Consider the following 22,781-nt stretch of genomic DNA (forward strand, 5'->3'; position numbering starts at 1 on the left):
CCAACCCGCTGACCGTGACCCTGGACAACGGCAAAACCATCACCATCGGTGTGAACCAATCCAGCGGCACCGTCACCGTCGTAGCACCTAACGACGTGTACAAAGGCGACCAGACCGTTACCACCGCTATCACTAATGTGACTGGCGGCGAGCACTTCGAGAATTTGGTTCCAGGTACGACGCCGGTTAGCACTACCGTTACCGATACTCCGGGTACTGATAACACCACTACCGTGACACTGACGGCTCCGTCTGAAGTGAACGAGGGTGGTCAAATCACCTACACCGCCACCTTGAGCAACAAGGCCGGTACTGACGTCACGCTGAAGCTGGATAACGGTTCGAGCATCACCATCAAAGCTGGTGAAACCGTTGGCTCCGTGACTGTTGCAGCGCCTAGCGATGACGTGTTCATCGACAAGAGCACTCAGACCGTCAAGATCACCGACACCACTGGCGGTAACTTCGAGAAGTTGGAAGTGGCTGGTGATGGTGCAACTACGACCATTAACGACACCATCGACAAAGTCGATGTGGTTCTGACCGCAACGACCACAGTGGGCGAAGGCGGCAACATCATCTACACCGCCAGCCTTGTGGATAAAAACGGCGCGGCAGTGACTAACATCACCAACCCGTTGACCGTCACTCTCGATAACGGCCAGACCATCACCATCGGCGTGAATCAGTCGAACGGCAGCGTGACCGTTGTAGCTCCGGATGATGTCTACAAGGGCGATCAAACCGTCACTACCGCTATCAAAGGCGTCACCGGCGGCGAGCACTTCGAAAATCTGGTGCCCGGTACTACGCCTGTCAGTACCACCGTCACCGATACTCCGGGTACCGATAACACCACTACCGTGACACTGACCGCGCCAAGCGAAGTCAACGAAGGCGGTCAGATTACGTACACCGCTACGCTTTCCAATAAAGCGGGCACCGACGTAACCCTGAAACTCGATAACGGTTCGTCTATCACCATCAAAGCTGGTGACACCGTTGGCTCTGTGACTGTTGCGGCGCCTGGCGATGACGTGTTCATCGACAAGAGCACCCAGACCGTCAAGATCACTGACACCACTGGCGGTAACTTCGAGAAATTGGAAGTTGCAGGCAACGGCGCAACCACGACGATCAACGACACCATCGACAAAGTGGATGTAGTCCTGACCGCCACCACCACCGTGGGTGAAGGCGGCAATATCGTTTACACCGCCAGCCTTGTGGATAAAAACGGCGCGGCAGTGACCAACATCACCAACCCGCTGACCGTGACCCTGGACAACGGCAAAACCATCACCATTGGTGTGAACCAGTCCAGCGGCACCGTCACCGTCGTAGCACCTAACGACGTGTACAAAGGCGACCAAACCGTCACAACCGCCATCACCAACGTGACCGGCGGCGCGCACTTCGAGAATCTGGTGCCGGGCACCACGCCTGTTAACACAACAGTGACTGATACCCCAGGCACCACCGATCTCACCAGCGTCACGCTGACCGCACCAAGTGCCGTCAACGAAGGCGGCACCATCACCTACACCGCCACCTTGAGCAACAAGGCCGGCACCGACATGGTCGTCACGCTGGATAACGGCTCGAGCATCACCATCAAGCAAGGTGCGACCGTAGGTTCTGTGACTGTTGCGGCGCCTGGCGATGACGTGTTCATCGACAAGAGCACCCAAACCGTCAAGATCACCGGCACCACCGGCGGTAACTTCGAAGGCGTGACCATCACTCCAGGCGGCGCTACCACCACGATCAACGACACCATCGATGATGTGACTGTGGCGCTCAAAGCCACGGGGGCCGTCGCCGAAGGCGGTCAGATTACCTATACCGCATCGCTGGTCGACAAGAACGGCGCGGCTGTGACCAACGTCGGTTCCGATCTGGTGGTAAGGCTGGATAACGGCTCGACCATCACCATCGGCAACGGCAAGTCCAGCGGCACTACCACGGCTGTGGCGCCTAACGACGCGTATGTCGGCGCCAACGATGTGAACAACAAAATCACCGGTGTGGTCAGCGGCGGCGACAAGTACGAACACCTGATCGTCGACGGCAGCACCGTCACCACCAAAGTGACGGATGTGGTCAACAACACCACCATCAGCATCACCGGCGACGCCTCGGTGACTGAAGGCGGCACTGCGCATTACACGCTGACCCTGAGCAACCCGGCGCAAACCGATGTGACCGTGACGCTCAAGTACAGCGGCACCGCCACCGACGGTTCGGACTTCAACGGCGTGTATACCGTGAAGATCCCGGCCGGCTCCAGCAGCGTGCCGTTCAACATCGCCACGATCGACGACAAGATCACCGAGCCGACCGAACAGATTGTCATCACCATCGACAAAACCACCGGTGGCAATTTTGAAAATCTGGTAATCGACAAGGGCACTGTCAGCACCAATATCATCGACAACGATGCGCCGCCGGTCATCGATCTGGATGCCAACAACTCCAGCGGCGCGACCGGTGCCGACTACAAAACCACCTTCACCGAAGGCACCGCCGGGCCGGGTGTGTCGATTGCCGACACGGATATCAAGATCACCGATCCGGACAGCACAATGCTGACTGGCGCGACGGTGACCCTGACCAACGCACAGGTCGGTGATGCACTGAACCTGGGCAACAGCGTGAATGGCATCATCGTCAGCACCAACAACCAGACGGGCACCATCACCCTGACGTTGTCGGGCAGCGCGACGCTGGCTGATTACATGCAGCGTATCCAGAACATCACGTTCACCAACAACAGCCACGACCCAAGCACCACGCCGCGGACCATCACCGTGACCGTGACCGATGGCGGCAACTATTCCAACGTCGCCACCACCACCGTTAATGTGGTGGCGGTCAACGATCCGCCGGTCGCCACCGGCAGCGCCGTGACCGGCACCGAAGACACGCCGCTGGCACTCACCTGGGCCAACTTCGGCGTGACCGATGTGGATTCGCCACAAGCCAGCCTGGGCGTGAAGATCACTGACCTGCCGGTGGCCGGCAAGCTGCAATACCTGGCAGCGGATGGCACCACCTGGACCAACGTGACTGCCAACCAGACCTTCACCAAAGCTCAGATCGACGGCGGCCAGTTGCGCTTTATGCCGAACGCCAACGAATCCGGCGCCGACGGTTATGGCGGCACAGGTGTTGGTAACAAGCAGGCTGATTATGCGCAGTTCAAGTTCCAGCCTACGGACGGCAAGGACCTGGGCAACAGCGCCACGGTGAAAGTCGATATCACACCGGTTGCCGACGCACCGACCCTGAGCGTGGCCGACAACAACGTCAACTCCGTAGGCTTGATCAAGCAGAGCTGGAACAGCCTCTCCGGCATTGGCACCAACGGCAATGGCGCTGCACCGGACGTGCTGAAAAAAGCCATTGATAGCGCTGGCACGCCGAACAGCACAGCAGTGGTGACCAATGTCGAATCCACTGCCAACGTCAGCGGCGGCGCGGGCTCGAAGACCTCTGGCCTGATCTACCTGGAAGCCGGCAAGACCTACACCTTCAGCGGCACCGGTGATGACAGCCTGGTGGTCAACGTCGGCGGTAAAGATGTCGCCAGCGCACTGTATGGCACCAACGCCGGCAAGTTCAGCGGTTCGATCACCCCGACGGTGAGCGGTTACTACAGCCTTGAAATCTATCACGCCAACCAGTCCGGCCCTGGCAGCTATGACGTCAACTTGTCGGTCAACAATGGCGCGGTCCAGGACCTGAGCACCAGCGGCGTGCCGCTGTACACCGGCCTCACCGATTTGACCAATGCCGGCGTGACCGTCTCCGACCTGCATGGCAGCAACGGTGACGGTTACTACGTGGGCTACAAGCTCAATGAAGGCCAGGAAAATGGCAGCGTTAAGCTGTCCAAGGTCACCACCGCACTGACCGATACCGACGGCTCGGAAACCCTGAGCGTGAAGATCAGCGGCGTACCGGCCGGCTCGGTGCTCACTGACGCGTCCGGGCACACGTTCACGGCGACCAAAGGCGTGGGCGAAGTCAACGTGACCGGCTGGGATTTGAACACCCTGACCATCAAGCCACCGACCTATTACAGCGGCCAGTTCAACCTGACCGTGACGTCGACCTCCACCGAAAGCATCGGCGGTTCGGCGTCTACCACGGCGCAATTGCCAGTCACCGTGTACCCGGCAACCTACAGCTCGGTGACGGGTACTTCAGGCAGCGACAATATTGTCGGCACCGACGGCAATGACATCGTCGTGGCCGATATCGGCGGCCTGAACGTGGTGCAGGGCAAGAACTACAACATCGCGTTCATGGTGGACAGTTCCGGCAGTATGAGCACCGCCTCGATCAACGCGGCCAAGGCTTCGTTGACGTCGGTGTTCAACTCGCTCAAAGACAGCCTCGGCGCCAACACCTCGGGCACCGTGAATATCTTCCTGGCGGATTTCGATACCCAGGTGAACAAGTCGGTTGCGATCAATCTCAACGATCCAAACGCCCTGACCTTGCTCAAGGCAGTACTGGACTCCATGACGTCCGGCGGCGGCACCAACTACGAAGACGTGTTCAAGACCACGGCCAACTTCTTCCAGAGCGGCCTGGCGACCGGCAACACTGGCGCCACCAACCTGACTTACTTCATCACCGACGGCCAGCCGACCTACTACCAGAGCGGCGAGCAGACCAACCCGACGCTGTACGGCAACGTCAAGTTCGACGACGTGGTAACGACTTCCAACTACACGCCAGGCACATCGGTGGCCAAGTACCTGGACAGTACCCACTACTTCAGCATCGACACCACGGGCTACGCGGTCCTGCAGACCTTGACTGGCGGCAGGTGGTACAGCAGCAACCTGGGCTATGTGCATGCCCAGGGTGACGGTACCTTCGAGTTGTCCAACCTGAACGGTACGGGCAACAGCACCGACTCGGCGACGCTGAGCAACGCCAAAAGCGCCTTTGCCCTGCTGGGTGGGTTGTCGCAGGTGGAAGCCATCGGCATCAACGGCGACGTCAGCCTCAACGACCTCAAGCCTTACGACACCGACGGCAAGCCGCAAAGCAACATTGATCCGAAGGACCTGGCCAACGCGATTCTCGGCCACACCGAAGCCACGCTGCCAGGCGCCGACACCATCAACGGTGGCGACGGCAACGACATCATCTTCGGCGACCTGGTGAGCTTCAGCGGCATTACCGGTGAGGGCTACAACGCACTGCAGGCCTTCGTGGCGCAGAAAACCGGCGTGGCCGTCTCGGCGGTGACCACCTCCAACGTGCACCAGTACGTCACCGAGCACTATGCGGACTTCGACGTCTCCGGCGCCAAAGACGGCAACGACACGCTGCTGGGCGGCGCAGGTGATGACATCCTGTTCGGCCAAGGCGGTGATGACCTGCTGGACGGCGGCAAGGGCAATGACATCCTGCTGGGCGGCACCGGTAACGACACGTTGATCGGTGGGCCGGGCAACGACATCCTGATCGGCGGTTCGGGCGCGGACACCTTCGTCTGGAAGGCGGGCGACTTCGGCAACGACGTGATCAAGGACTTCAAGGCCTCGGAAGGCGACCGGATCGATCTCAAGGATCTGTTGAAAGGTGAGACGGACAGCACCATCGACAACTACCTCAAGATCACCACGGTAGAGGGCGTGTCGACCCTGCAAATCAGCAGTGAAGGCAAGCTCAACGCCGCCGGCGGCCTGGCCAATGCCGATGTGACGATCAAGCTGGAAGGCAACGATTGGTCGCACACCAGCATCAACTCGCTGATCACAGGTGCCGACCCAACCATCAAGATCGACCACACCGCCTAAGCTGTGATTTATCGGCCGCCCGCAAGGGCGGCCGATTGGCTTGGGCGATACGTCGCTGGCCCTGGCGGCCGGTTGCATCGCATACTCGCGACCATAAACACAGCATTGACCTATGCGGGTGAACGCGTGTGGCTCATTTTCGAGGGATTCTTATGTTTTACGTGCAACGTGATGCACAGGGAGCGCTGAGTCGCGTGGAGGCCGCCGCCTTTGCCGAGTCGACCGAAACCCTGCCGGCCGATCACCATGAGATCCAGGCCTGGTACGCCAACGAAGTGGTAGAAACCAGCCTGGCGCAGCTCAAGCAAAGTGACTTGGAGATGATCCGGGTACTGGACGACTTGATCCAGGTACTGACCCGCAAGGGCGTGATCAGCGTGACCGACCTGCCGCCAGCGGCCCAGGCCAAACTGATGGACCGTAACCACGCACGGGAAGCATTGGGTGGGTTGAGCCATCTGATCAATGATGAAGAGACTGGGTTGATCTGATCGCCCGAGTATCTGTGCAAGCTGGCTTTCTGTGGCGAGGGAGCTTGCTCCCGCTGGACTGCGTAGCAGTCCCTTCTTTTAAGCCACAAGAACAGGGCCGCTTCGCGCCCCAACGGGAGCAAGCTCCCTCGCCACAACAAGCCAAACTTCAACCTGGACTTGCATCACTTCCAGGGCGCAGGCTCGCCAAATAACTGCCCCTGCACGCCGAAAATCCCCATCTCGCGAATCACCTTCAATTCACCTTCGGTCTCCACACGCTCGGCAATCAACGGCAAGTCGATGCTGTGGGCCGCGCGCTGGATCGCTTCGATGAACAGGCGCTTGTCGCTTTCCTGGTCGATGGCACGGATGTAGCTGCCGTCGATCTTCAGGTACGCCAGGCCCAGGCGCGCCAGGTTGCCGATCATGCTGAAGCGCCCACCAAAACGCTGCAGGCTGAGGGAGAAGCCCAACTCGCGCAGGCGCTGGGTCAACTGCTCCAGCAGAGCCTGTTCGGGCAATTGTTCTTCGCCGATTTCCAGGGTCAGGCGCGGGCCGAGGTTGCTGTGCTGGCGCAGCAACTCGACAATCCGGTTCAGCGCCTGGGCGTCCTGCAAGGTGGCGGCCGAGAGGTTCAGCGCCAGGCTGTGTGTATGACAGGCCATCTGCTTGAGCACGTGCTCGAGCATCAGTCGGTCCAGACGTGCAGTCCAGCCGAAACGCTCAAGCCACGGCAGGAAACGCCCGGCCGGGATGGTGTGGCCGTCGTCATCCTGCAAACGCGACAGCACTTTGTAGTGCAGCACCAGTTGTGGGTCCTGGCTGGCGACAACCGGCTGGAAGTACAGCTCAAAACGCTGGTTGGTAAGGGCCCGGTCCAACAGTGTGTGCCAGGCATGGTGATCGTCACCGACACTGGCGGCGGCGCTGTGGTCCAGGCACACCCAACTGCTGTCGCCCTGCCCTTCGGCCTGGGCCAGAGCCTGGTCAGCCAGGGTCAGCAATGCCTGGGGCGAATCACCGTGGTTGAATGGCGCAAGGCCAATGTAGGCGACCGGCGTGACGTCACTGGCACTGGTGGCCTGCAAGCTGAGCAGGGTGCTTTCGAGGTTCTGCGCCAATTGCAGCGCTTCTTCACGCACCAGCCCCGGCGCCAGCACCGCGAACTCACCACCACGGATACGGGTGACGAGATTGTGGGTTTCCGGGTAAGGCTCGCACTGGCGCAACAACTGTTCGCCCACCGCTTGCAGCAACTGGTCAGTGCGCTGGCCACCCAGGCGCTGGTTAAGGCCGGCCAGGTCCTTGACCCGCAATAGCAGCAGGTAACCGGAGTTGGTGTCTTCCGGGTTACTCACGCGGGCGTTAAGTTGCATCTCGAAATAACGCCGGTTGGCGAGGCCGGTGAGGTTGTCCTGGTAAGATTCGATACGCAATTTTTCACTGCGCTCGGCCTGCTCCTGGAACAGCGCCTTGAGCTTCTCCACCATCTGGTTCATGGCCTGCACCACCCGCCGCAGTTCCGGCGTGCGTGGCAGATCAGGCAGGCTGAGGAACTCGCGGCGGGCGATGGCGTGGGACTGCTTGACCATGTAGTCCAGCGGCTTCAACTGCCGACGCAGCAGCAACGCACCCAGCACCGCACTCACCGCACCGCACAGCAGCAACCAGCCCAGGCTGCCCAGGGCGCTTTGCCAGAGCTTGGCCAGGGCAAACATCGGGTGGCTGACCACCTCTACGCGCGCCGCCTGCTCCCAACCACGGTTGACCAGCGCATCGCCGCCAGCCGGCTCCAGGCCGATCAGTTTGACGAACCAGTTGGGCACGCCGTTGTTGTCCGGAATGCCGCTGCGCTCGACGATGGTTTTGTCGGTGGCCAAGTCCACCACGCGGATGCTGGCGTAATAGCCACTGTCAAAAATCGAGCTGACCAGCAACTCCACCATTGCCGGGTCGTCGATATTCGGTGTCAGCGACAACGCCAGCGCAGTAGCCGCGTCCTGTGCATGGGAGCGCAACTGGTTGACGTATTGGGTGCGCGAGCTTTCCAGGCTGACCATGAAGCTGCCGCTGAACGCGACCACCAGGAACAGACAGATAGCGATCAATAGTTGTTTGAACAGTGACATCCGATCAGTTACTCCTAGTTGGCAGGCTCGGCCGGGAAGCCTTCCGCACGCATTTTTTTCAACACATCCTGCCAACGCGACAAGCGTTTGGTATCACCGACTTTCTTGTTGCCCGTGGCGCCAGGCAGGTACAGGCCCTCGGCATTGAATGAGTACACCGGCACCAGGTCGGTACGGCGGGTAGCCGGCAGGATCTCGTCCATCAGGCTGTCGAGTACCAGCGGGATGGCCTCGGGAGTCGGATAATACGTCAGCACCATGTGCGCGCGATTCTGACGCAAAGCCTTAACGTAAGTAATGCGCAATTTGTCGCTGGAGACGCCCAGGTGACGCAGGCTGAAATACTTGGCGATTGCGTAATCCTCGCAATCTCCCGCACCTTTCCAAAGCGCTTCGATGGGCGTTTCCCAATAGTCGACCACGTGCCAGAGGTCGATGTCTTCTACGTAGCTCATCTGCTTGTTGAAGAACAGGTTGACGACCTTGAGTTGTTCCTGTTCGTCGACCTTCTTTTCAGTCGCCAACAGGCGCTGCCAGGCGTCAATGCGTTGTTGGCCCTCGCCGAGCGGCCCGTACAGAGCCGTGGCTTTGCGGCTGATCTGCGAGAAATCCCAATCGGCATGCAGCCCGCCGGGCATCAGGCCAGCGAGCAAAGTCGCTGAAAGTAGCCAGCCGACAATTCGAGAGGGAATAAAACTTACCGCCAAGGCGTTCAGTCCGTGAAGAGAGACGGAATTTCAGGGATGGTGAAGCTTCAACCAACAAAAAACAATGGCACAGTGCAATCATTCATAAGCGGTTCGAGTTTATAAACGCCGCTTGTGGGACGCACAAAGTATCGCCTGTAAGCCCTTACAAACTGAAACTTTGGCTGTTTGACAAGCGCGCGACCCATCTCTAGTGTGCTTTGGATCCAATTAAACACACTCCATTCAAGATAGGAGGATAGCGTAACCGTGACGCAGAAGCCGAACCCCTTAAGCAGCATCAAAATCAGCGGGCCTATTCCCGCCCATCTTGCACGCGCCGTTATTGAAGAAACGTTGCGCAATGCCATTCTCGACGGCAGGTTGCCCTGTGGTACCGCGATGCGCCAGCAAGAATTGGCCAGCCTGTTCGGCGTCAGCCGCATGCCCGTGCGGGAAGCCTTGCGCCAGCTGGAAGCCCAGTCCTTGCTTCACGTGGTGACCCACAAAGGCGCCGTGGTTGCGCCGTTGATCGAGGATAATTCGGCCGAGACCTATGCCTTGCGCATATTGCTGGAGTCCGAAGCGCTACGCCTGTCGATTCCGTTGCTCACCGACGCAGACATTGCTGAGGCTGAAGCCTGCATCAATACGTTGGAGCAAGAGCGTGACTATGCCGAGATTGGCCGGCTCAACCGCCTGTTCCACATGGCGCTGTATGGCAAGGCGCCCAACCAGCGGTTACTCAAACTGGTTGAACACGGCTTGAATGAGGAGGAACGCTTTCTGCGCTTCAACCTCGAGGCAATGGGCCTGGGCGAGACGTCCCAGGAAGATCACCGTGAATTGCTCAACCTGGTGGTGCACAAGAAAGTCGACGAAAGCATCCTGACACTGCGCAATCACCTGATGCGCGGTATGGAAGTGATCAATACCTACCTCGATAGCCTTGAGGGCAACGCAAAAAAAACCGCACAGTAAGGGTTTACACGCCTTTTCTTGCCACTTGAACGCTCTGGGGTATCTTTCCTCTCAGGAAGTACCCCACGTTATATGCGCCATGCCGAGATTAACACTCAAGTAAACCCACGCTTATCAAAGAAACTTCTCACACACTTTCACACTAGTTGATCACAACAAGTTCCTTCTCGAAAAAACATTTAATACTTTCATCAGTTTATCCAAACGTTTAATCAGATTATTATCTTCCACCCATAAAAGAACACTTCACTCGGCAGTGCAAACCTGTGTCAGGTTAGCGCTGTACGCGTGGCTTGGCTAAACGCCGGCCCTCTGCTTTTCATTACAAAACCCCATCACTGTTTCCAGAGCAATCGCAACAACTTATAGGCGTCAACCATGCATCAACATTTGCTTGAACAAAAAAAACTACAGCTATGCAGTCATCCGTTATTTACAGAAATAACCTCACTTAAGAAGTTACAAGTTTTTATGGAGCAGCATGTATTTGCTGTTTGGGATTTCATGAGTCTGGCTAAACGCCTGCAGCAGGATCTGACGTGCATGCAATTACCCTGGCTGCCGCCCGGTGACCCGCAAAGCGCACGCCTGATCAATGAAATCGTGCTTGGCGAAGAGTCAGACGAACATCCAACACGTGGCCACTGCAGCCACTTCGAGCTGTATCTGGAGGCGATGACCGAGACAGGCGCAGACACCTCAACCATCCAACACTTCATTGAACTTCAGCGCCAAGGCGTCCAGGCAGATACTGCGATGCAAAGGGTCAATGTACGCCCTGGCGTGGCGCGCTTTGTCAGCAGCACCTTGCAGACCGCGCTGAACGCGCCGGCCCACTGTGTGGCAGCAACGTTCCTGCACGGCCGTGAGAGCGTCATCCCATCGATGTTCGAACGTATTCTGCAGGGCGATGCCTTCATGGCGCGTCGGGCACCGTTGTTCTGTCACTACCTCAGCCGTCACATCGAACTGGATACCCAGGATCATGGCCCAGGCGCAGAGCAGTTACTCCAGCGCTTGATCGGTGCCGACCCCAAGCGCCAACACGAGGCGGATGAAGCCGCCCTGCGCGCCATAGAAAACCGCCTCGGTTTCTGGGACGACGTACACGCCTCGCTCCATGAGGTGCAACCATGAACACCGCAGACTACCGCTCGTTTGCCGAAGATTGGGAACGCCGCGCCACCATCCGCACACGCCCCCGGCGCCTGCTGGAGAATGACAATCGCTTGATCTTTCCGGTCTGCCGCCAACCTTTGGTGCTCAGTGCAACGTTTGTTGAGCACTGCCCGCAGTGGCGCGACTTCGTGTTGACGCAAAGCTTCTACAAATTCATCAATGACGTGGTGATCTTTGAAACCGAGATCGTCGACACGACCGCCCGCAGCATTGCCAAGAACCGTTTCGCACTGCCCTTCCCCCTTGCCTGTCGCATTGATGCGATGACGGTCGTGGTCGATGAGGATTACCACGCGCTGGTCGCGTTGGACTTCCTGCAGCAGACCATTGAACTCACGGGCATAGAACCGCTCGAGTTGCCCACGCAAATCGAACTGAGCCGGGCCTTGCCGGCCGCCCGGGCGCTGGCACCGCAACACCTGCACGACGCCGTGACGTTGATTGGCGTGGCCATCGCCGAGAACACCGTCACCCACGACGTAGCGGCGTTTGCCAAGGCCGACAGCGTCAAACCTTCCATTCGCGGCTTGATGGCCGATCACTTGTTTGACGAGGGGCGTCACGCCCAGTTCTGGACACAGCTGGTGCGTCTTTACTGGCAGGCGGCTAGCCCGGCAGACCGTGACAGCATCGCCGCAGTCCTGCCGACCTTCTTGACCCACTACCTGACCAACACGCTGCACAAAGGCTTCGACCTGCAGCTTGTCGAGCACTTGGACGTAGGCACCGACATCCGCCAGGCACTGCGCGACGAAGTCACGGCGCTGCACTTTCCAATCACCCGCCAGCACCCGCTGCTCGGCAACATCATGGGGTTCCTGAATCACAGCGGCGTGCTGCATACGCCCAGCGTCGCCCACGCGTTGAGCGACTACCTGCCCGAGCCGGGGAGGCAGACATGCAGCGTCTGAATATCGGATGGGCCGGCACCAGCCACGCTCTGATTGCGCTCAAGCAAGTGCTCGAAGCCTACGGGCACGTCAGCGCCACGCAACCCTTCGACCTGTTCATCGAGGACGGCACCCAAGCGCCGCTCACCTACTGTGTCGCAAGCCAGTGGTTAAGCCTGCGACTGGGTATCGGCCCGCTGTGCGAAGGTGGGCTGCCCTCCTTGCAGGTGCGCGGGTACGACCATGACCAACGCGTGCTGGCGGTACACGACATAGCCCATGAACCCAGCGGCAACGGCCAACGCCTGCGCCGACAAGCGACCAAGTCTCTGGTGGAGTGGGCCGCCGCGCTGGTCAGCGGCTTCTCAAGGGACACAGGCTACTTTGCTGCCAGCAGCACCACTAACACCTGGCCTGAACACAGCTTGCACGGGCTGGACGCCCTGGCGTTTGTGCATCGGTTCAATCGCACTGACCAGCCAGCATTGTTGCAGGCCGCCCAGGTGCCGATAATTGAACGGTTGCAGGCCAGTCTGCACGCCTTTGCCGAGCGCCCGGCGCTGAACATCGCGGGCAACGTGCTGAGTTACCGCCAATTGCAGCTTCGCGCCCTGTCGATCCAGCAACGCCTGCATCCCCTACTGGGAGGCATTGAAACGCCGGTGGTTGGCGTGTGCCTGGAAAAGTCCGTCGAGTTGTATGCCAGTATTCTCGCCGTACTCGGTTGCGGCGCGGTGTATCTGCCACTGGCCCCGGATCATCCGCCGCAACGCCAGCAGGCCATGCTGGAACACAGCGGCGCCAAGGTATTGCTGGATGACGGCCGACACCCTTTGCGCGAGCACTTCACGACGCTGAATGCAGGCAATATTGACCCGAGACACGCCGACATCACGCAGCCATTGATGCAAGGTCGCCCCAACATCGACGCACCGTGCATGGTGTTGTTTACCTCGGGCACCACCGGCCAGCCAAAGGGTGTATTGCTCAGCCAGGGCAATCTTGCGCATTTCACCGGCTGGGCCGGCGCCAGCCTGGGGTTGGATGAACACAGCCGTGTCCTGCAGTTTTCGCCACTGAGTTTCGATTCATCACTGATTGATATCTTCCCGGCCCTGATCGCCGGGGCCGAGTTGATCGTCCCCAGCGAAGAGCAGCGGCGCGACCCTCAGCAACTGGTCGAGTTGATTCGCCAACAGCGCATCAGCCATGGTTTTTTGCCGCCGGCGCTGCTGAGCATCCTGCCGTTGGATCAGCCGCTGGGCCTGACCCATCTGATGACCGGCGGCGATGCCTGCGAGCCGTATGTGATCGAACGACTGGCAGGCCAGTGCCAGTTGCACAACCTCTACGGCCCTACCGAGACCACAGTGCTGGTCAGCCACCGGACGTTGTGCCCCGGTGACAGCAATCGGAATGTGGGGCGCCCCATCTCCAACAGCCAGGTGCTGATCCTCGATGACGCGCTGCAACCGGTAGATGAGCAGGTGATGGGCGATCTGTACATCACGGGTTCCGGCGTAGGGTTGGGATATGTGACCGCGCCGCCGCCCGAGGGCAACCCGTTCGTTGAACTTACGTTGCCGGGCGGCCAAGCGCTGCGGGCCTACCGCAGCGGTGACCGGGCAAAATGGACGGCGGACGGTATCGAGCTGGGCGGACGACGGGACGATCAGGTGAAGATCAGGGGCTTTCGCGTCGAACCCCAGGAGATCGAACAGTGCCTGCGCAACAGTCGGCTGTTTCGCCAATTGGCAGTGGTGATCGACCATAACCGACGGATTTTGGGTTTTGCCGCCCAGCCCGAGGCCGACGCAACGGTGGCGGATCTGAAGCAGCATGCACAGCGGTGTTTGCCAGCTTACATGCAACCCGAGCGCTGGACAGAGCTACCGGAAATGCCCTGCACCGGCAATGGCAAAATTGACCGCCAGGCGTTGCTGACGGTGCCCGGGCACGCAACGCCGCGCATCGCCCGCGCCTCGGCGCAAACGCCGCTGCAAACGCAACTGGTGACGCTGTGGAGCGAGTTGTTGGGCGTGCCTGGCGTTGAACTTTGCATTGATGAGAGTTTTTTCAATCTGGGTGGCCATTCCATCTTGCTGTCGACCTTGCTGCTGCGTTTGCGCGAACAGTTTGGCCGCAGCCTTTCCTTGAACCGTTTTTTTGAAGCACCGACGATTCGTTCGCTCGCCTTGCTGATGGAAGACGCTGCACCGTCTTACACACCGTCATGCCAGATGGAAAAGGACGCATGCCAGGCGCTGAATGTAGAAGTCCTGCCAGAGAGGTCCGCTGGGGATCCGCGCAAGGTGATCGTCACGGGTGCAAACAGTTTTGTGGGCGTGCACCTGGTCGAAGCGTTGTTGGCGGGTGGAGCACGGGAGGTGGCATGCCTGGTGCGTGAACGCCCAGGGCACTCGGCGCCAGCGCGGTTTGCACAGGCACTGCGCGAGTACCACCTGGAGCATCTGGACCTGAGCCGTGTGCAGGTTTATGCCGCCGACATCAGCCAGCCTCGTCTGGGCCTGGCCTGTGATGTCTATGACCACCTCGCCCGAAACCATGGTGTGTTGGTGCACAACGCTGCCAGGGTCAACCATGTGCTGGACTACGCCTCACTCGCCAGGGATAACGTCGAACCTGTGCTTGAGTGCCTGCGCCTGTGTGAAACCCACAGCAAGAAAATCTTCAACTTCATCTCGACGCTGTCAGCCTGCAGCAGCGTCGACGCTCAAGGTCACATCCTCGAAACACCAGCCGTGGCCACGTTGCCGCTCTACCTCAAGAATGGCTACAACCTTTCCAAGTGGGTCGCCGAGCGGCTGTTAGGGCGTGCGGTCGAGCAAGGCAGCTGGGTGAATATTCATCGGCCGGGGAATATTGCGTTCAACAGCCAAAACGGTGTGTGCCAGCCGCAAAACAACCGCCTGATGCTGATGCTCAAGGGTTCGCTGCAGTTGGGCCTGGCGCCCAGCCTGGAAGTGAATTTTGACTTGATGCCGGTAGACTTTCTCGCACGTTTCGTCGCGTTTCACTGCGACCAATTCGCCGCGCGGCGAAACGTCTTCAACCTGCATAACCCGCAGCCCTTGAGCTGGGACCATTACCTGGATGCATTCAGCCAGGCCGGCCATCTTTTCGAACGGGTGAGCGTCGCGCAGTGGCAAAAGAGACTGCCAACGGTGGGGCCTGATAACGCGCTGTTTGGCGTACTGGGTTTTTACCTGGATGACCTGGCGGAAGACATCAGCGACGTCTCGATGATTTGTCACGACAACGCACGCCAGGGTGTGGCAGCGATGGGCGAGCAGTACCCGCGCAAAGACCCTGCGCTGTTGCGCAAAGGCTGCGACCACCTCAAAGCCATTGGCTTTCTTTGACAGGGACTCCTTATGAAACCGCTGCAACCCGATACATTGATCCGTAACCCCAATGGCGCACCGCTGGTAGCGTCTGTTGACGTCGCGTGCGATGCCGCTCGCCTGTGGAGTGTGGTGGGAAATTTTGCAGGCTTTGATGCCTTCATTCCTGCCCTGTCGCACATCGAAATGACGGGAACCGGCGTAGGCGCATTACGCACCAAATTTTTCCATGATGGGCACCGCGTCGTTGAGCAACTCAACAGCCGTGACGACGAAGCGATGTGCATGACGTGGACCACCCTCTACAACACCTTGGGTGTCGCGCGGCTATGGGCCGCCATGTGTGTGGAAGCACTCGACGCCAAACACGCCAGGGCGACCTGGACGCTGATTGGCGAGCCGGTCGATACACCGCAGGCGGAGTTTGAGCAGTTTGCGCAGGCTTTCGCCGACAGCGCCCTGGAGAATGTGCGCAGGATGTTGGACTGATCAGCAGGAGCGAGAGGCCTCGCTCCTGCCAAGCCGGGTCAGATCTTGAAGCTGTCGACCAGTTGCTTCAATCGATTGGCCTGCTGCGACAGCGCATCGCAGTCCTTGAGCGTTTCGTTGAGGTTGACGACACCTTGCTGGTTCAACAGGTTGATCTGGTTGATATCAACGTTGAGGGTTTCAACCACGGCGGTCTGCTCTTCGGTAGCCGCCGCAACCGATTGGTTCATGCCGTCGATCTCGACGATGCGCTGCGTCACGCTGACCAGACGCTCACCCGCCTGGTTGGCCACTTCAACGCTTTCTTCGCTGGAGACCTGGCTGGCATTCATGGTGGTCACGGCTTCACGCGAGCCCACTTGCAGCGAAGTGATCATCTTGTGGATCTCTTCGGCCGACTCCTGGGTTCGGTGCGCCAGGTTGCGCACTTCGTCGGCCACTACGGCAAACCCGCGCCCGGCTTCACCGGCACGCGCAGCCTCGATCGCCGCGTTGAGCGCCAGCAAGTTGGTTTGCTGGGAGATGCCTTTGATTACATCAAGGATGTGCCCAATGTTATCGGTGCTGGCGTTAAGGGTTTCGATCTGCGTGCAGGACAAGCTGATCTTTTGCGAGAGTTCCGACATGGCCAGGATGGTTTGCTCCACCACCTTGCGCCCGTCATCCGCTTGCTCACTGGCGCCGCTGGCATGCTGCGATGCATCGGCTGCGTTGCGGGCGATTTCCTGAGTGGCGGCGCCCAGTTCGTTGATGGCGGCTGCCACACTGTTGGTGCGCGCGCTTTGCTCGTCCGAGCCGATGATCGAAGCGTTGGAGGACGCCATGACGCGCTGGGACAGGTCGTGCACCTGACGCGTAGCCGAAGACACTTCGGAGATAGAGGCGTGGATACGTTCGACGAACTGGTTGAACGCACTGCCCACTTCGCCGAACTCATCTTTGCTGGTCACGTCCAGGCGGCGGGTCAAATCGCCTTCGCCCTGGGCAATGTCCTGCATGGCCACGCCCATGGTGGTCAGCGGACGCAACAGCACTTGAATCAGCAGGCTGAGCAGTACGGCGATGGCCACTACGGCGATCAACATGGCGATCAGTGCCGATGTACGGAATTTACTCAGTGGTGCGTAGGCTTTGTCTTTGTCAATCGACAGGCCGATGTACCAATCCGCCCCCGGCAAACCGCTGATCGGGGTAAATGACAGAATACGGTCCTGGCCGTTGAGTACAACGTCCTGGCTGACCTTCTCGATTCGCAGGTTGGTGCCAGGGTAGATGTCCTTGAGGTTCTTCATCACCTGGTCCTGGTCAGGACTGACGATGACCTGGCCATCGGCGCTCACCAGGAACGCATGGCCAATACCGCCGAAATCCACCGAGTTGATGATTTTCACCAGGGTTTGCAGACTCAGGTCACCGCCCACTACTCCAAGCAGTTCGCCGTTCTTTTTGACCGGCAGGGCAATGGTCACGATTTGCCCGCCAACGGCCGCCATATAAGGCGGAGTCAGCATGGTTTTATCGGCGGCTACTGCTTGTTTGTACCAAGGGCGCTGACGAGGGTCGTAATCGTCGGGCATCTTGGCGTCAGGGCGCTGCGTAAATACGCCGTTGGTTTGGCCGACATAGGTGAACTGGAAGTTCGAGGTGAACGCGGGCTGGTCAACCAGCCCCGGCAGGTCGGCACCGCTGCCTTGGTGAGCAACGTTTTGCGCCAGACTTTCGAGGACCAGGATGCGGCCACTGAGCCAATTCTGCACGCTGCTGGCCGTGAGCTCGCCCGACTGCTGGATAGACGACTCAAGGTTTTGTGTGATGGTGCTGCGCTGCAGGTAATCGTTGTAGAGGGTAAATAGCGCGAAGGCCAGAACCACGACGCCTGACGCGGCCAGTAGAATTTTATGACTGAACTTGAGATTCATTTCATCGACTTCTTTTGCCAAAGGGGGGTGAGCGTGCCGAGTGGAACATTCCATGTAACGGGATAGGCGGACTCTCCGACCGCTCTATTTCGGTGCACGCATGGCTCGTCAGGCTTTCGGCCACTCCAGGATAAATCTTAGAGATTTGTGAGAAGCATCCTCATTTTGAGTAGGAAACCGACCAGCGGTAGACGCTCAGGGGCCGGCGTTGCAAAATTTTTCCGACTCCCCGACAATGCGACTAATTATCATTTGTGACGCTTGGCCAGGCCTGTGTGAATGCCCTCTACTGACTACATTGCGTGCGAAAGTGTTGTACACACGCTTTACAGCACCCACCACAACTGGCTCAGCACCTGGCTGCGCAGCCGCTTGGGCAATGCCGCCGATGCTGCGGACCTGGCACAGGATACGTTCGTGCGCCTGCTGCAAAAAACCGAACGCTTTGAGCTCAAGGCGCCGCGTGCTTTTTTGCGCACCATCGCCCGGGGCCTGGTGATTGATCATTGGCGCCGCGAAGAAATCCAACGGGCCTACCTGGAGTCCATCGCCCACTTGCCGCAAGCGCTGGCACCCAGCGCCGAAGCGCGTGCGTTGGTGTTGGAGCTTCTGGAAGAAGTCGCCCGGCTATTGGACGGATTAAATCCCAAGGTGCGTAAGGCGTTTTTACTGGCGCAGTGCGATGGCCTGACTCACCAGCAGATCGCACAGCAAATGGGCGTGTCGCTGCGCTCGGTAGAGCGGTACATCGCTGAAGGGCTGTATCACTGTTATGTCCTGCGCTATGAAACCTGACGCCAATGGATAACACCGCGCGCTCCGGGCCAGATCCGCAGGTGGTCAAACAGGCGATCAGTTGGGCGCTGCGCCTGCGTAACAACCGTGCGAATGAGCGCTTGCATGCGCAATGTGAGCATTGGCGTGAAGCTCACGATGACCATGAATTGGCTTGGCAACGGGTACAGGCTTTACAACGGGAATTGAACAGCCAGATGGCGGCGATTCCAGGGGCGCATGTGGCACTGGAAAACGTCGCACAAGGCTTGGGCCGACGACGGGCACTGAAGGTGTTGTCGGGCGTGGCGTTGGTGGGGTCGGCGGCGTGGATTAGCCGGGACATGACCGGCTGGCAGCGCTGGACGTCCGATTTCGCCACCGCCACCGGCGAGCGGCGCAGCGTGCAATTACCGGACGGCACACGCCTGCAACTCAACACCGACAGTGCGGTGAACCTCACCTTCAATCCGCAGCAGCGCCTGATCACGTTGGTGCGCGGGGAAATCCTGGTGACCTGCGGCTCGCCCTCTTCAGCGCCTTTACTGGTTCACACTCGCCATGGCTTGCTCGAAGGCATCGATGGGCACTTTAGCGTGCGCCAAGACAACGACTGCACACGCTTGAGCGTGGTCAGCGGCAATGTGGCCATCCATTCACCGCATACGGCCGATGGCCTGGCGACTCAAGTGCACACAGGGGAAACCTATCTGATCAGCCAGGCACGCGCCGTGTTGTCTGCGCTGCTGACCATGGACATGGGCGCCTGGGCCGATGGGCTGATTGTGACGCGGGACATGCGCCTGGCTGATTTTGTGTCGGAAGTGGGGCGCTACCGCCAGGGTTATTTGGGCTGTGCGGCGGATATCGGCGACTTGCGGTTATCAGGGGTTTTCCGCGTGGAAGACACCGACAAGTTGCTGGCGATCGTTGCGCAAACACTGCCCGTTCAAGTGCGCTATCGCACACGTTGGTGGGTGAGCCTGGAACGCCTGGCCTGACTTTTTCAGGTTTTTTTGGCGGGTTTTTTCCGGGAGTCCGGCTTAGACAGTAAGCCTCTTTGTCTGCCTTACCGGCCTCTACGGACCTTGATCATGACTGTGCGTTTTCTCAACGATTCACCAGACTCCTCCTACCCGCTTTTGGCCAAGGCCATACGCGTAGCATTACTGTCGACGGCAATGGGCATGGGCGCGGTTCCGCTTGTTGGCATGGCTGCGCAAGCGGGCAGCGAGCGCATTCATCAGCGCTATGACATGCCTGCCGGCCCGCTGAGCGACGCGCTCAATCAGTTCGCCCGCCAGGCGGGCATTACGCTTGCCAGCACGCCAGCACAGACTCAGGGCCTGGAGTCGCCAGGGCTGCGCGGTGAGTACTCCGCGGAACAGGGCCTGAATCATTTGCTCGATGGCTTGGGGTTGCAGGCTGCGTCACAGGACGGTACCAGCTTCGTGTTGCAGTCGCTGCCGCATAACAGCACGCTGACGTTACCCACCACCGACATCAAAGGCTTCGCCCTGGGTAATGCGCTGGGCAGCATGGACGGCTACAACGCGACGCACAGCCAGATCGCAACGAAGACCAGTGCCGCACTGCTGGAAACCTCGCAAACCGTCTCCGTGGTGACGCGCGAACAGATGGACGACCAGGGCTCTCAGACCGTGGCACAAGCCATGCGTTACACCCCTGGCGTGCTGACCAACCCCTATGGCGCAACCCATCGCTATGACTATGTGGCGATGCGCGGCTTCAACGATGGCTCGGTCGACAACATCTACCTGGATGGCTTGAAGTCCATGGGGGACAGCGGTACTTACAGCACCATGCAGGTGGACCCGTACTTTCTTGAACGCGTGGACATTCTTAAGGGACCGTCTTCTGTGCTGTACGGGCGCAGCTCGCCTGGAGGTCTGGTTGCACTGACCAGTAAGAAGCCGCTGTACGAGCCCTACCATCAAGTGCAAGCGACAGCCGGCAGCAACGGGCAACGCGGGATGGGTTTTGATCTCAGCGGGCCGGTGGACGATGACAAGCGCGTTGCCTATCGGCTGACCGGGCTGGCGGATAAGTCCGACACACAATTCGACCATGCCAAAGAAAAACGCTACGCACTGGCGCCGACAGTGAGCATCGACTTTACCGAAGACACTTCACTGACACTGCAAGCCTATTTACAGCACGACCCTGAGGGTGGTTATCACGGTGGTATGCCGGCGGACGGTGCACTGCATCAGCGCAATGGCCAGCGTATCGCCAACCACTTTTTCGAGGGCGAGCCGGGGATAGATGGGTACAAGCGCGACCAGCAGTCATTTGGCTATCAGTTCGAACATCGCTTCAACGATGTATTTACTGCGCGACAAAACTTCCGCTATCTCGACTCCAAGGTGAAGCTGGACCAGGTGTATGCCTATGGCTGGACCACACCAACCAGCAATGAGCTGAACCGCTATTACTCCGGCGGTGATGAAAAGCTGCATGCGTTCATTATCGACAATATGCTGCAGGCGGAATTTTTTACCGGAGCAACCAAACATACGGTGCTGACGGGCGCGGATTATCAGCGGCGTAAAACGGTGGTGGACTGGACCAGCGGTTCACTGCAACCGATCAACGCGTTTAACCCGGTCTATGGCAATTCGGCGATCGGCAATGCCAACCTGACCAGTTATCTGCGACGACTGGAGCAGACAGGCGTTTATCTTCAAGACCTGATTGAAATGGATAAATGGCGATTCTCCCTCGGACTGCGCCAGGACTGGGTAGAGACGTCGGATGAAAACCGCATCGCTGAAGCGGGCCGACCATTGGGCACGCAGATCAGCGACAAACGTACCAAGCTGACGGGGCGGGCGGGGGCGTTGTACCTGTTTGATAACGGCGTGGCGCCGTATGTCAGCTACTCGGAGTCTTTCAACCCGAACTCCTATTCCGACAGTGCGGGCAACCCGCTGGCACCGACTAACGGGACACAGTGGGAGGCGGGTTTGAAATATCAGCCGCCAGGAACCGACAACCTGTTTACCGCATCGTGGTTTCGCATCGACCAGGAGAACCTGGCCACCAAGTTGCCGCAGGAAAACTTCTATCGTGCTGTAGGCGCTGTCCGTTCCCAAGGGCTGGAGCTGGAAGCCCATGTACAACTGACCGATAACCTGAAGCTTTTAGGCAGCTATACCTTCACCGACATCAAGTACTCCAAGTCGATGGTGAGTACATTAAGCTCCGCCGACAATCTGATCGAAAACAAACGCAACTCGCCGACCCAGGCGCCTCGACATATGGCATCGGTGTGGGCGGACTACAAATTCAATAGCGCAGCCCTGGACGGCTTGCGACTTGGCGCAGGCGTGCGATACGTGGGGTACAGCTGGGCAGACGCCGAGAACACCATGAAGGTGCCCGCCTATACGTTGTTTGACGCTTCTGTAGGGTACGACCTGGGCAAGGTGGGCTTGAAGGGTGTGGATGTAAGGCTCAATGCCAACAACCTGACCAATGAGAACTATGTGGCTTCATGTGCCAGCTTGAACTTCTGCTACTTGGGTGAAGAGCGTAATGTCAGTGCGACGGTCAGCTATCAGTTCTGATCCGTTATAGCTTCTAACAAGCCGGCGCCTGATTTCAGGGGTCGGCTTTTTTGTGGGTGTCGTCAGGCTGCCTTTGTCCGGCCCAGACACTTTGGTGGGGGGCAGCAGCAGGAGCATTAATAACCCTTAAAACGAAAAAACCCCTGTCTGCGTTAGCAGACAGGGGTTTCGGAATTTAATCTTGACGATGACCTACTCTCACATGGGGAAACCCCACACTACCATCGGCGATGCATCGTTTCACTGCTGAGTTCGGGATGGGATCAGGTGGTTCCAATGCTCTATGGTCGTCAAGAAATTCTGTGTACCAGTCCGTTGCGCTTGCAACGTGCCGGTGAAATTCATGGACTTCTACATAAACAAAACCCCTGATTGCGTTAGCAATCAGGGGTTTCGGAATTTAATCTTGACGATGACCTACTCTCACATGGGGAAACCCCACACTACCATCGGCGATGCATCGTTTCACTACTGAGTTCGGGAT

12 protein-coding genes, 2 rRNA genes and 1 pseudogene are annotated in these 22,781 nt (G+C 58.8%); 10 read left to right on the forward strand and 5 right to left on the reverse strand.

The window, feature by feature from the left end; all coding sequences use genetic code 11:
• Together ACTD9P_RS24530 and ACTD9P_RS24535 are read left to right on the forward strand one after the other, a co-directional pair.
• Positions 1-5,822, forward strand: a pseudogene (locus ACTD9P_RS24530) (LapA family giant adhesin); the annotation flags it as partial.
• A 152-nt stretch (positions 5,823-5,974) separates the two neighbouring features.
• On the forward strand, positions 5,975-6,313 hold the full coding sequence (locus ACTD9P_RS24535) for a tryptophan synthase subunit beta (protein ID WP_219337638.1): 339 nt from the start codon (positions 5,975-5,977) through the stop codon (positions 6,311-6,313).
• Between the two features lie 164 nt (positions 6,314-6,477).
• Here ACTD9P_RS24535 and lapD read toward each other — a convergent pair whose 3' ends face one another.
• Together lapD and lapG are read right to left on the reverse strand one after the other, a co-directional pair.
• Positions 6,478-8,424: a cyclic di-GMP receptor LapD gene (lapD, locus tag ACTD9P_RS24540; RefSeq protein ID WP_438869724.1), complete on the reverse strand. Its 1,947-nt coding sequence runs from the start codon at positions 8,422-8,424 to the stop codon at positions 6,478-6,480.
• A 14-nt stretch (positions 8,425-8,438) separates the two neighbouring features.
• Complete coding sequence (gene lapG, locus ACTD9P_RS24545) at positions 8,439-9,131, reverse strand: cysteine protease LapG (RefSeq protein ID WP_438869725.1); 693 nt, start codon at positions 9,129-9,131, stop codon at positions 8,439-8,441.
• A gap of 249 nt (positions 9,132-9,380) precedes the next feature.
• On the opposite strand from lapG, the gene ACTD9P_RS24550 reads away from it, so the two are divergent.
• The 5 genes from ACTD9P_RS24550 (at position 9,381) to ACTD9P_RS24570 (ending at position 16,014) form a co-directional block, all read left to right on the forward strand.
• The gene (locus ACTD9P_RS24550) at positions 9,381-10,091 is read left to right on the forward strand and encodes a GntR family transcriptional regulator (protein ID WP_438869726.1); all 711 of its coding nucleotides are present in this window, start codon (positions 9,381-9,383) and stop codon (positions 10,089-10,091) included.
• Between the two features lie 378 nt (positions 10,092-10,469).
• Entirely contained in the window at positions 10,470-11,228 is a 759-nt protein-coding gene (locus tag ACTD9P_RS24555; protein ID WP_438869727.1) for a DUF3050 domain-containing protein, read from the forward strand.
• Positions 11,225-12,181, forward strand: coding sequence for a diiron oxygenase (locus ACTD9P_RS24560; RefSeq protein ID WP_438869728.1), 957 nt, complete (start codon positions 11,225-11,227; stop codon positions 12,179-12,181). The genes ACTD9P_RS24555 and ACTD9P_RS24560 overlap by 4 nt, the downstream gene beginning before the upstream one ends.
• On the forward strand, positions 12,169-15,543 hold the full coding sequence (locus tag ACTD9P_RS24565) for an amino acid adenylation domain-containing protein (protein WP_438869729.1): 3,375 nt from the start codon (positions 12,169-12,171) through the stop codon (positions 15,541-15,543). The genes ACTD9P_RS24560 and ACTD9P_RS24565 overlap by 13 nt, the downstream gene beginning before the upstream one ends.
• A 12-nt stretch (positions 15,544-15,555) precedes the next feature.
• Complete coding sequence (locus ACTD9P_RS24570) at positions 15,556-16,014, forward strand: SRPBCC family protein (RefSeq protein WP_438869730.1); 459 nt, start codon at positions 15,556-15,558, stop codon at positions 16,012-16,014.
• A gap of 38 nt (positions 16,015-16,052) precedes the next feature.
• Here the strand turns inward: ACTD9P_RS24570 and ACTD9P_RS24575 are convergent, their stop codons facing one another.
• Entirely contained in the window at positions 16,053-17,933 is a 1,881-nt protein-coding gene (locus tag ACTD9P_RS24575; RefSeq protein WP_438869731.1) for a methyl-accepting chemotaxis protein, read from the reverse strand.
• Between the two features lie 279 nt (positions 17,934-18,212).
• Between ACTD9P_RS24575 and ACTD9P_RS24580 the strand changes: the two genes are divergently transcribed.
• The 3 genes from ACTD9P_RS24580 (at position 18,213) to ACTD9P_RS24590 (ending at position 22,297) form a co-directional block, all read left to right on the forward strand.
• Positions 18,213-18,728, forward strand: a complete 516-nt coding sequence (locus ACTD9P_RS24580; protein ID WP_438869732.1) for a sigma-70 family RNA polymerase sigma factor — start codon at positions 18,213-18,215, stop codon at positions 18,726-18,728.
• A 5-nt stretch (positions 18,729-18,733) separates the two neighbouring features.
• Positions 18,734-19,708, forward strand: coding sequence for a FecR domain-containing protein (locus ACTD9P_RS24585; RefSeq protein WP_438869733.1), 975 nt, complete (start codon positions 18,734-18,736; stop codon positions 19,706-19,708).
• 93 nt (positions 19,709-19,801) lie between these two features.
• On the forward strand, positions 19,802-22,297 hold the full coding sequence (locus ACTD9P_RS24590) for a TonB-dependent siderophore receptor (RefSeq protein WP_438869734.1): 2,496 nt from the start codon (positions 19,802-19,804) through the stop codon (positions 22,295-22,297).
• 179 nt (positions 22,298-22,476) lie between these two features.
• Here ACTD9P_RS24590 and rrf (ACTD9P_RS24595) read toward each other — a convergent pair.
• Together rrf (ACTD9P_RS24595) and rrf (ACTD9P_RS24600) are read right to left on the reverse strand one after the other, a co-directional pair.
• A 5S ribosomal RNA gene (gene rrf, locus ACTD9P_RS24595) occupies positions 22,477-22,592 on the reverse strand.
• Between the two features lie 109 nt (positions 22,593-22,701).
• Positions 22,702-22,781 (reverse strand): 5S ribosomal RNA (gene rrf, locus ACTD9P_RS24600); the annotation flags it as partial.

Origin of the sequence: Pseudomonas onubensis (assembly GCF_965653655.1) — a bacterium.
Lineage (GTDB): Bacteria > Pseudomonadota > Gammaproteobacteria > Pseudomonadales > Pseudomonadaceae > Aquipseudomonas.

Coding starts and splice junctions, on each gene's coding strand:
- ACTD9P_RS24535 (WP_219337638.1), top strand. CDS start 5,975: ATGTTTTACGTGCAACGTGATGCACAGGGAGCGCTGAGTCGCGTGGAG.
- ACTD9P_RS24585 (WP_438869733.1), top strand. CDS start 18,734: ATGGATAACACCGCGCGCTCCGGGCCAGATCCGCAGGTGGTCAAACAG.
- ACTD9P_RS24565 (WP_438869729.1), top strand. CDS start 12,169: ATGCAGCGTCTGAATATCGGATGGGCCGGCACCAGCCACGCTCTGATT.
- ACTD9P_RS24590 (WP_438869734.1), top strand. CDS start 19,802: ATGACTGTGCGTTTTCTCAACGATTCACCAGACTCCTCCTACCCGCTT.
- ACTD9P_RS24580 (WP_438869732.1), top strand. CDS start 18,213: ATGCCCTCTACTGACTACATTGCGTGCGAAAGTGTTGTACACACGCTT.
- ACTD9P_RS24555 (WP_438869727.1), top strand. CDS start 10,470: ATGCATCAACATTTGCTTGAACAAAAAAAACTACAGCTATGCAGTCAT.
- ACTD9P_RS24575 (WP_438869731.1), bottom strand. CDS start 17,933: ATGAATCTCAAGTTCAGTCATAAAATTCTACTGGCCGCGTCAGGCGTC.
- ACTD9P_RS24560 (WP_438869728.1), top strand. CDS start 11,225: ATGAACACCGCAGACTACCGCTCGTTTGCCGAAGATTGGGAACGCCGC.
- ACTD9P_RS24570 (WP_438869730.1), top strand. CDS start 15,556: ATGAAACCGCTGCAACCCGATACATTGATCCGTAACCCCAATGGCGCA.
- lapD (WP_438869724.1), bottom strand. CDS start 8,424: ATGTCACTGTTCAAACAACTATTGATCGCTATCTGTCTGTTCCTGGTG.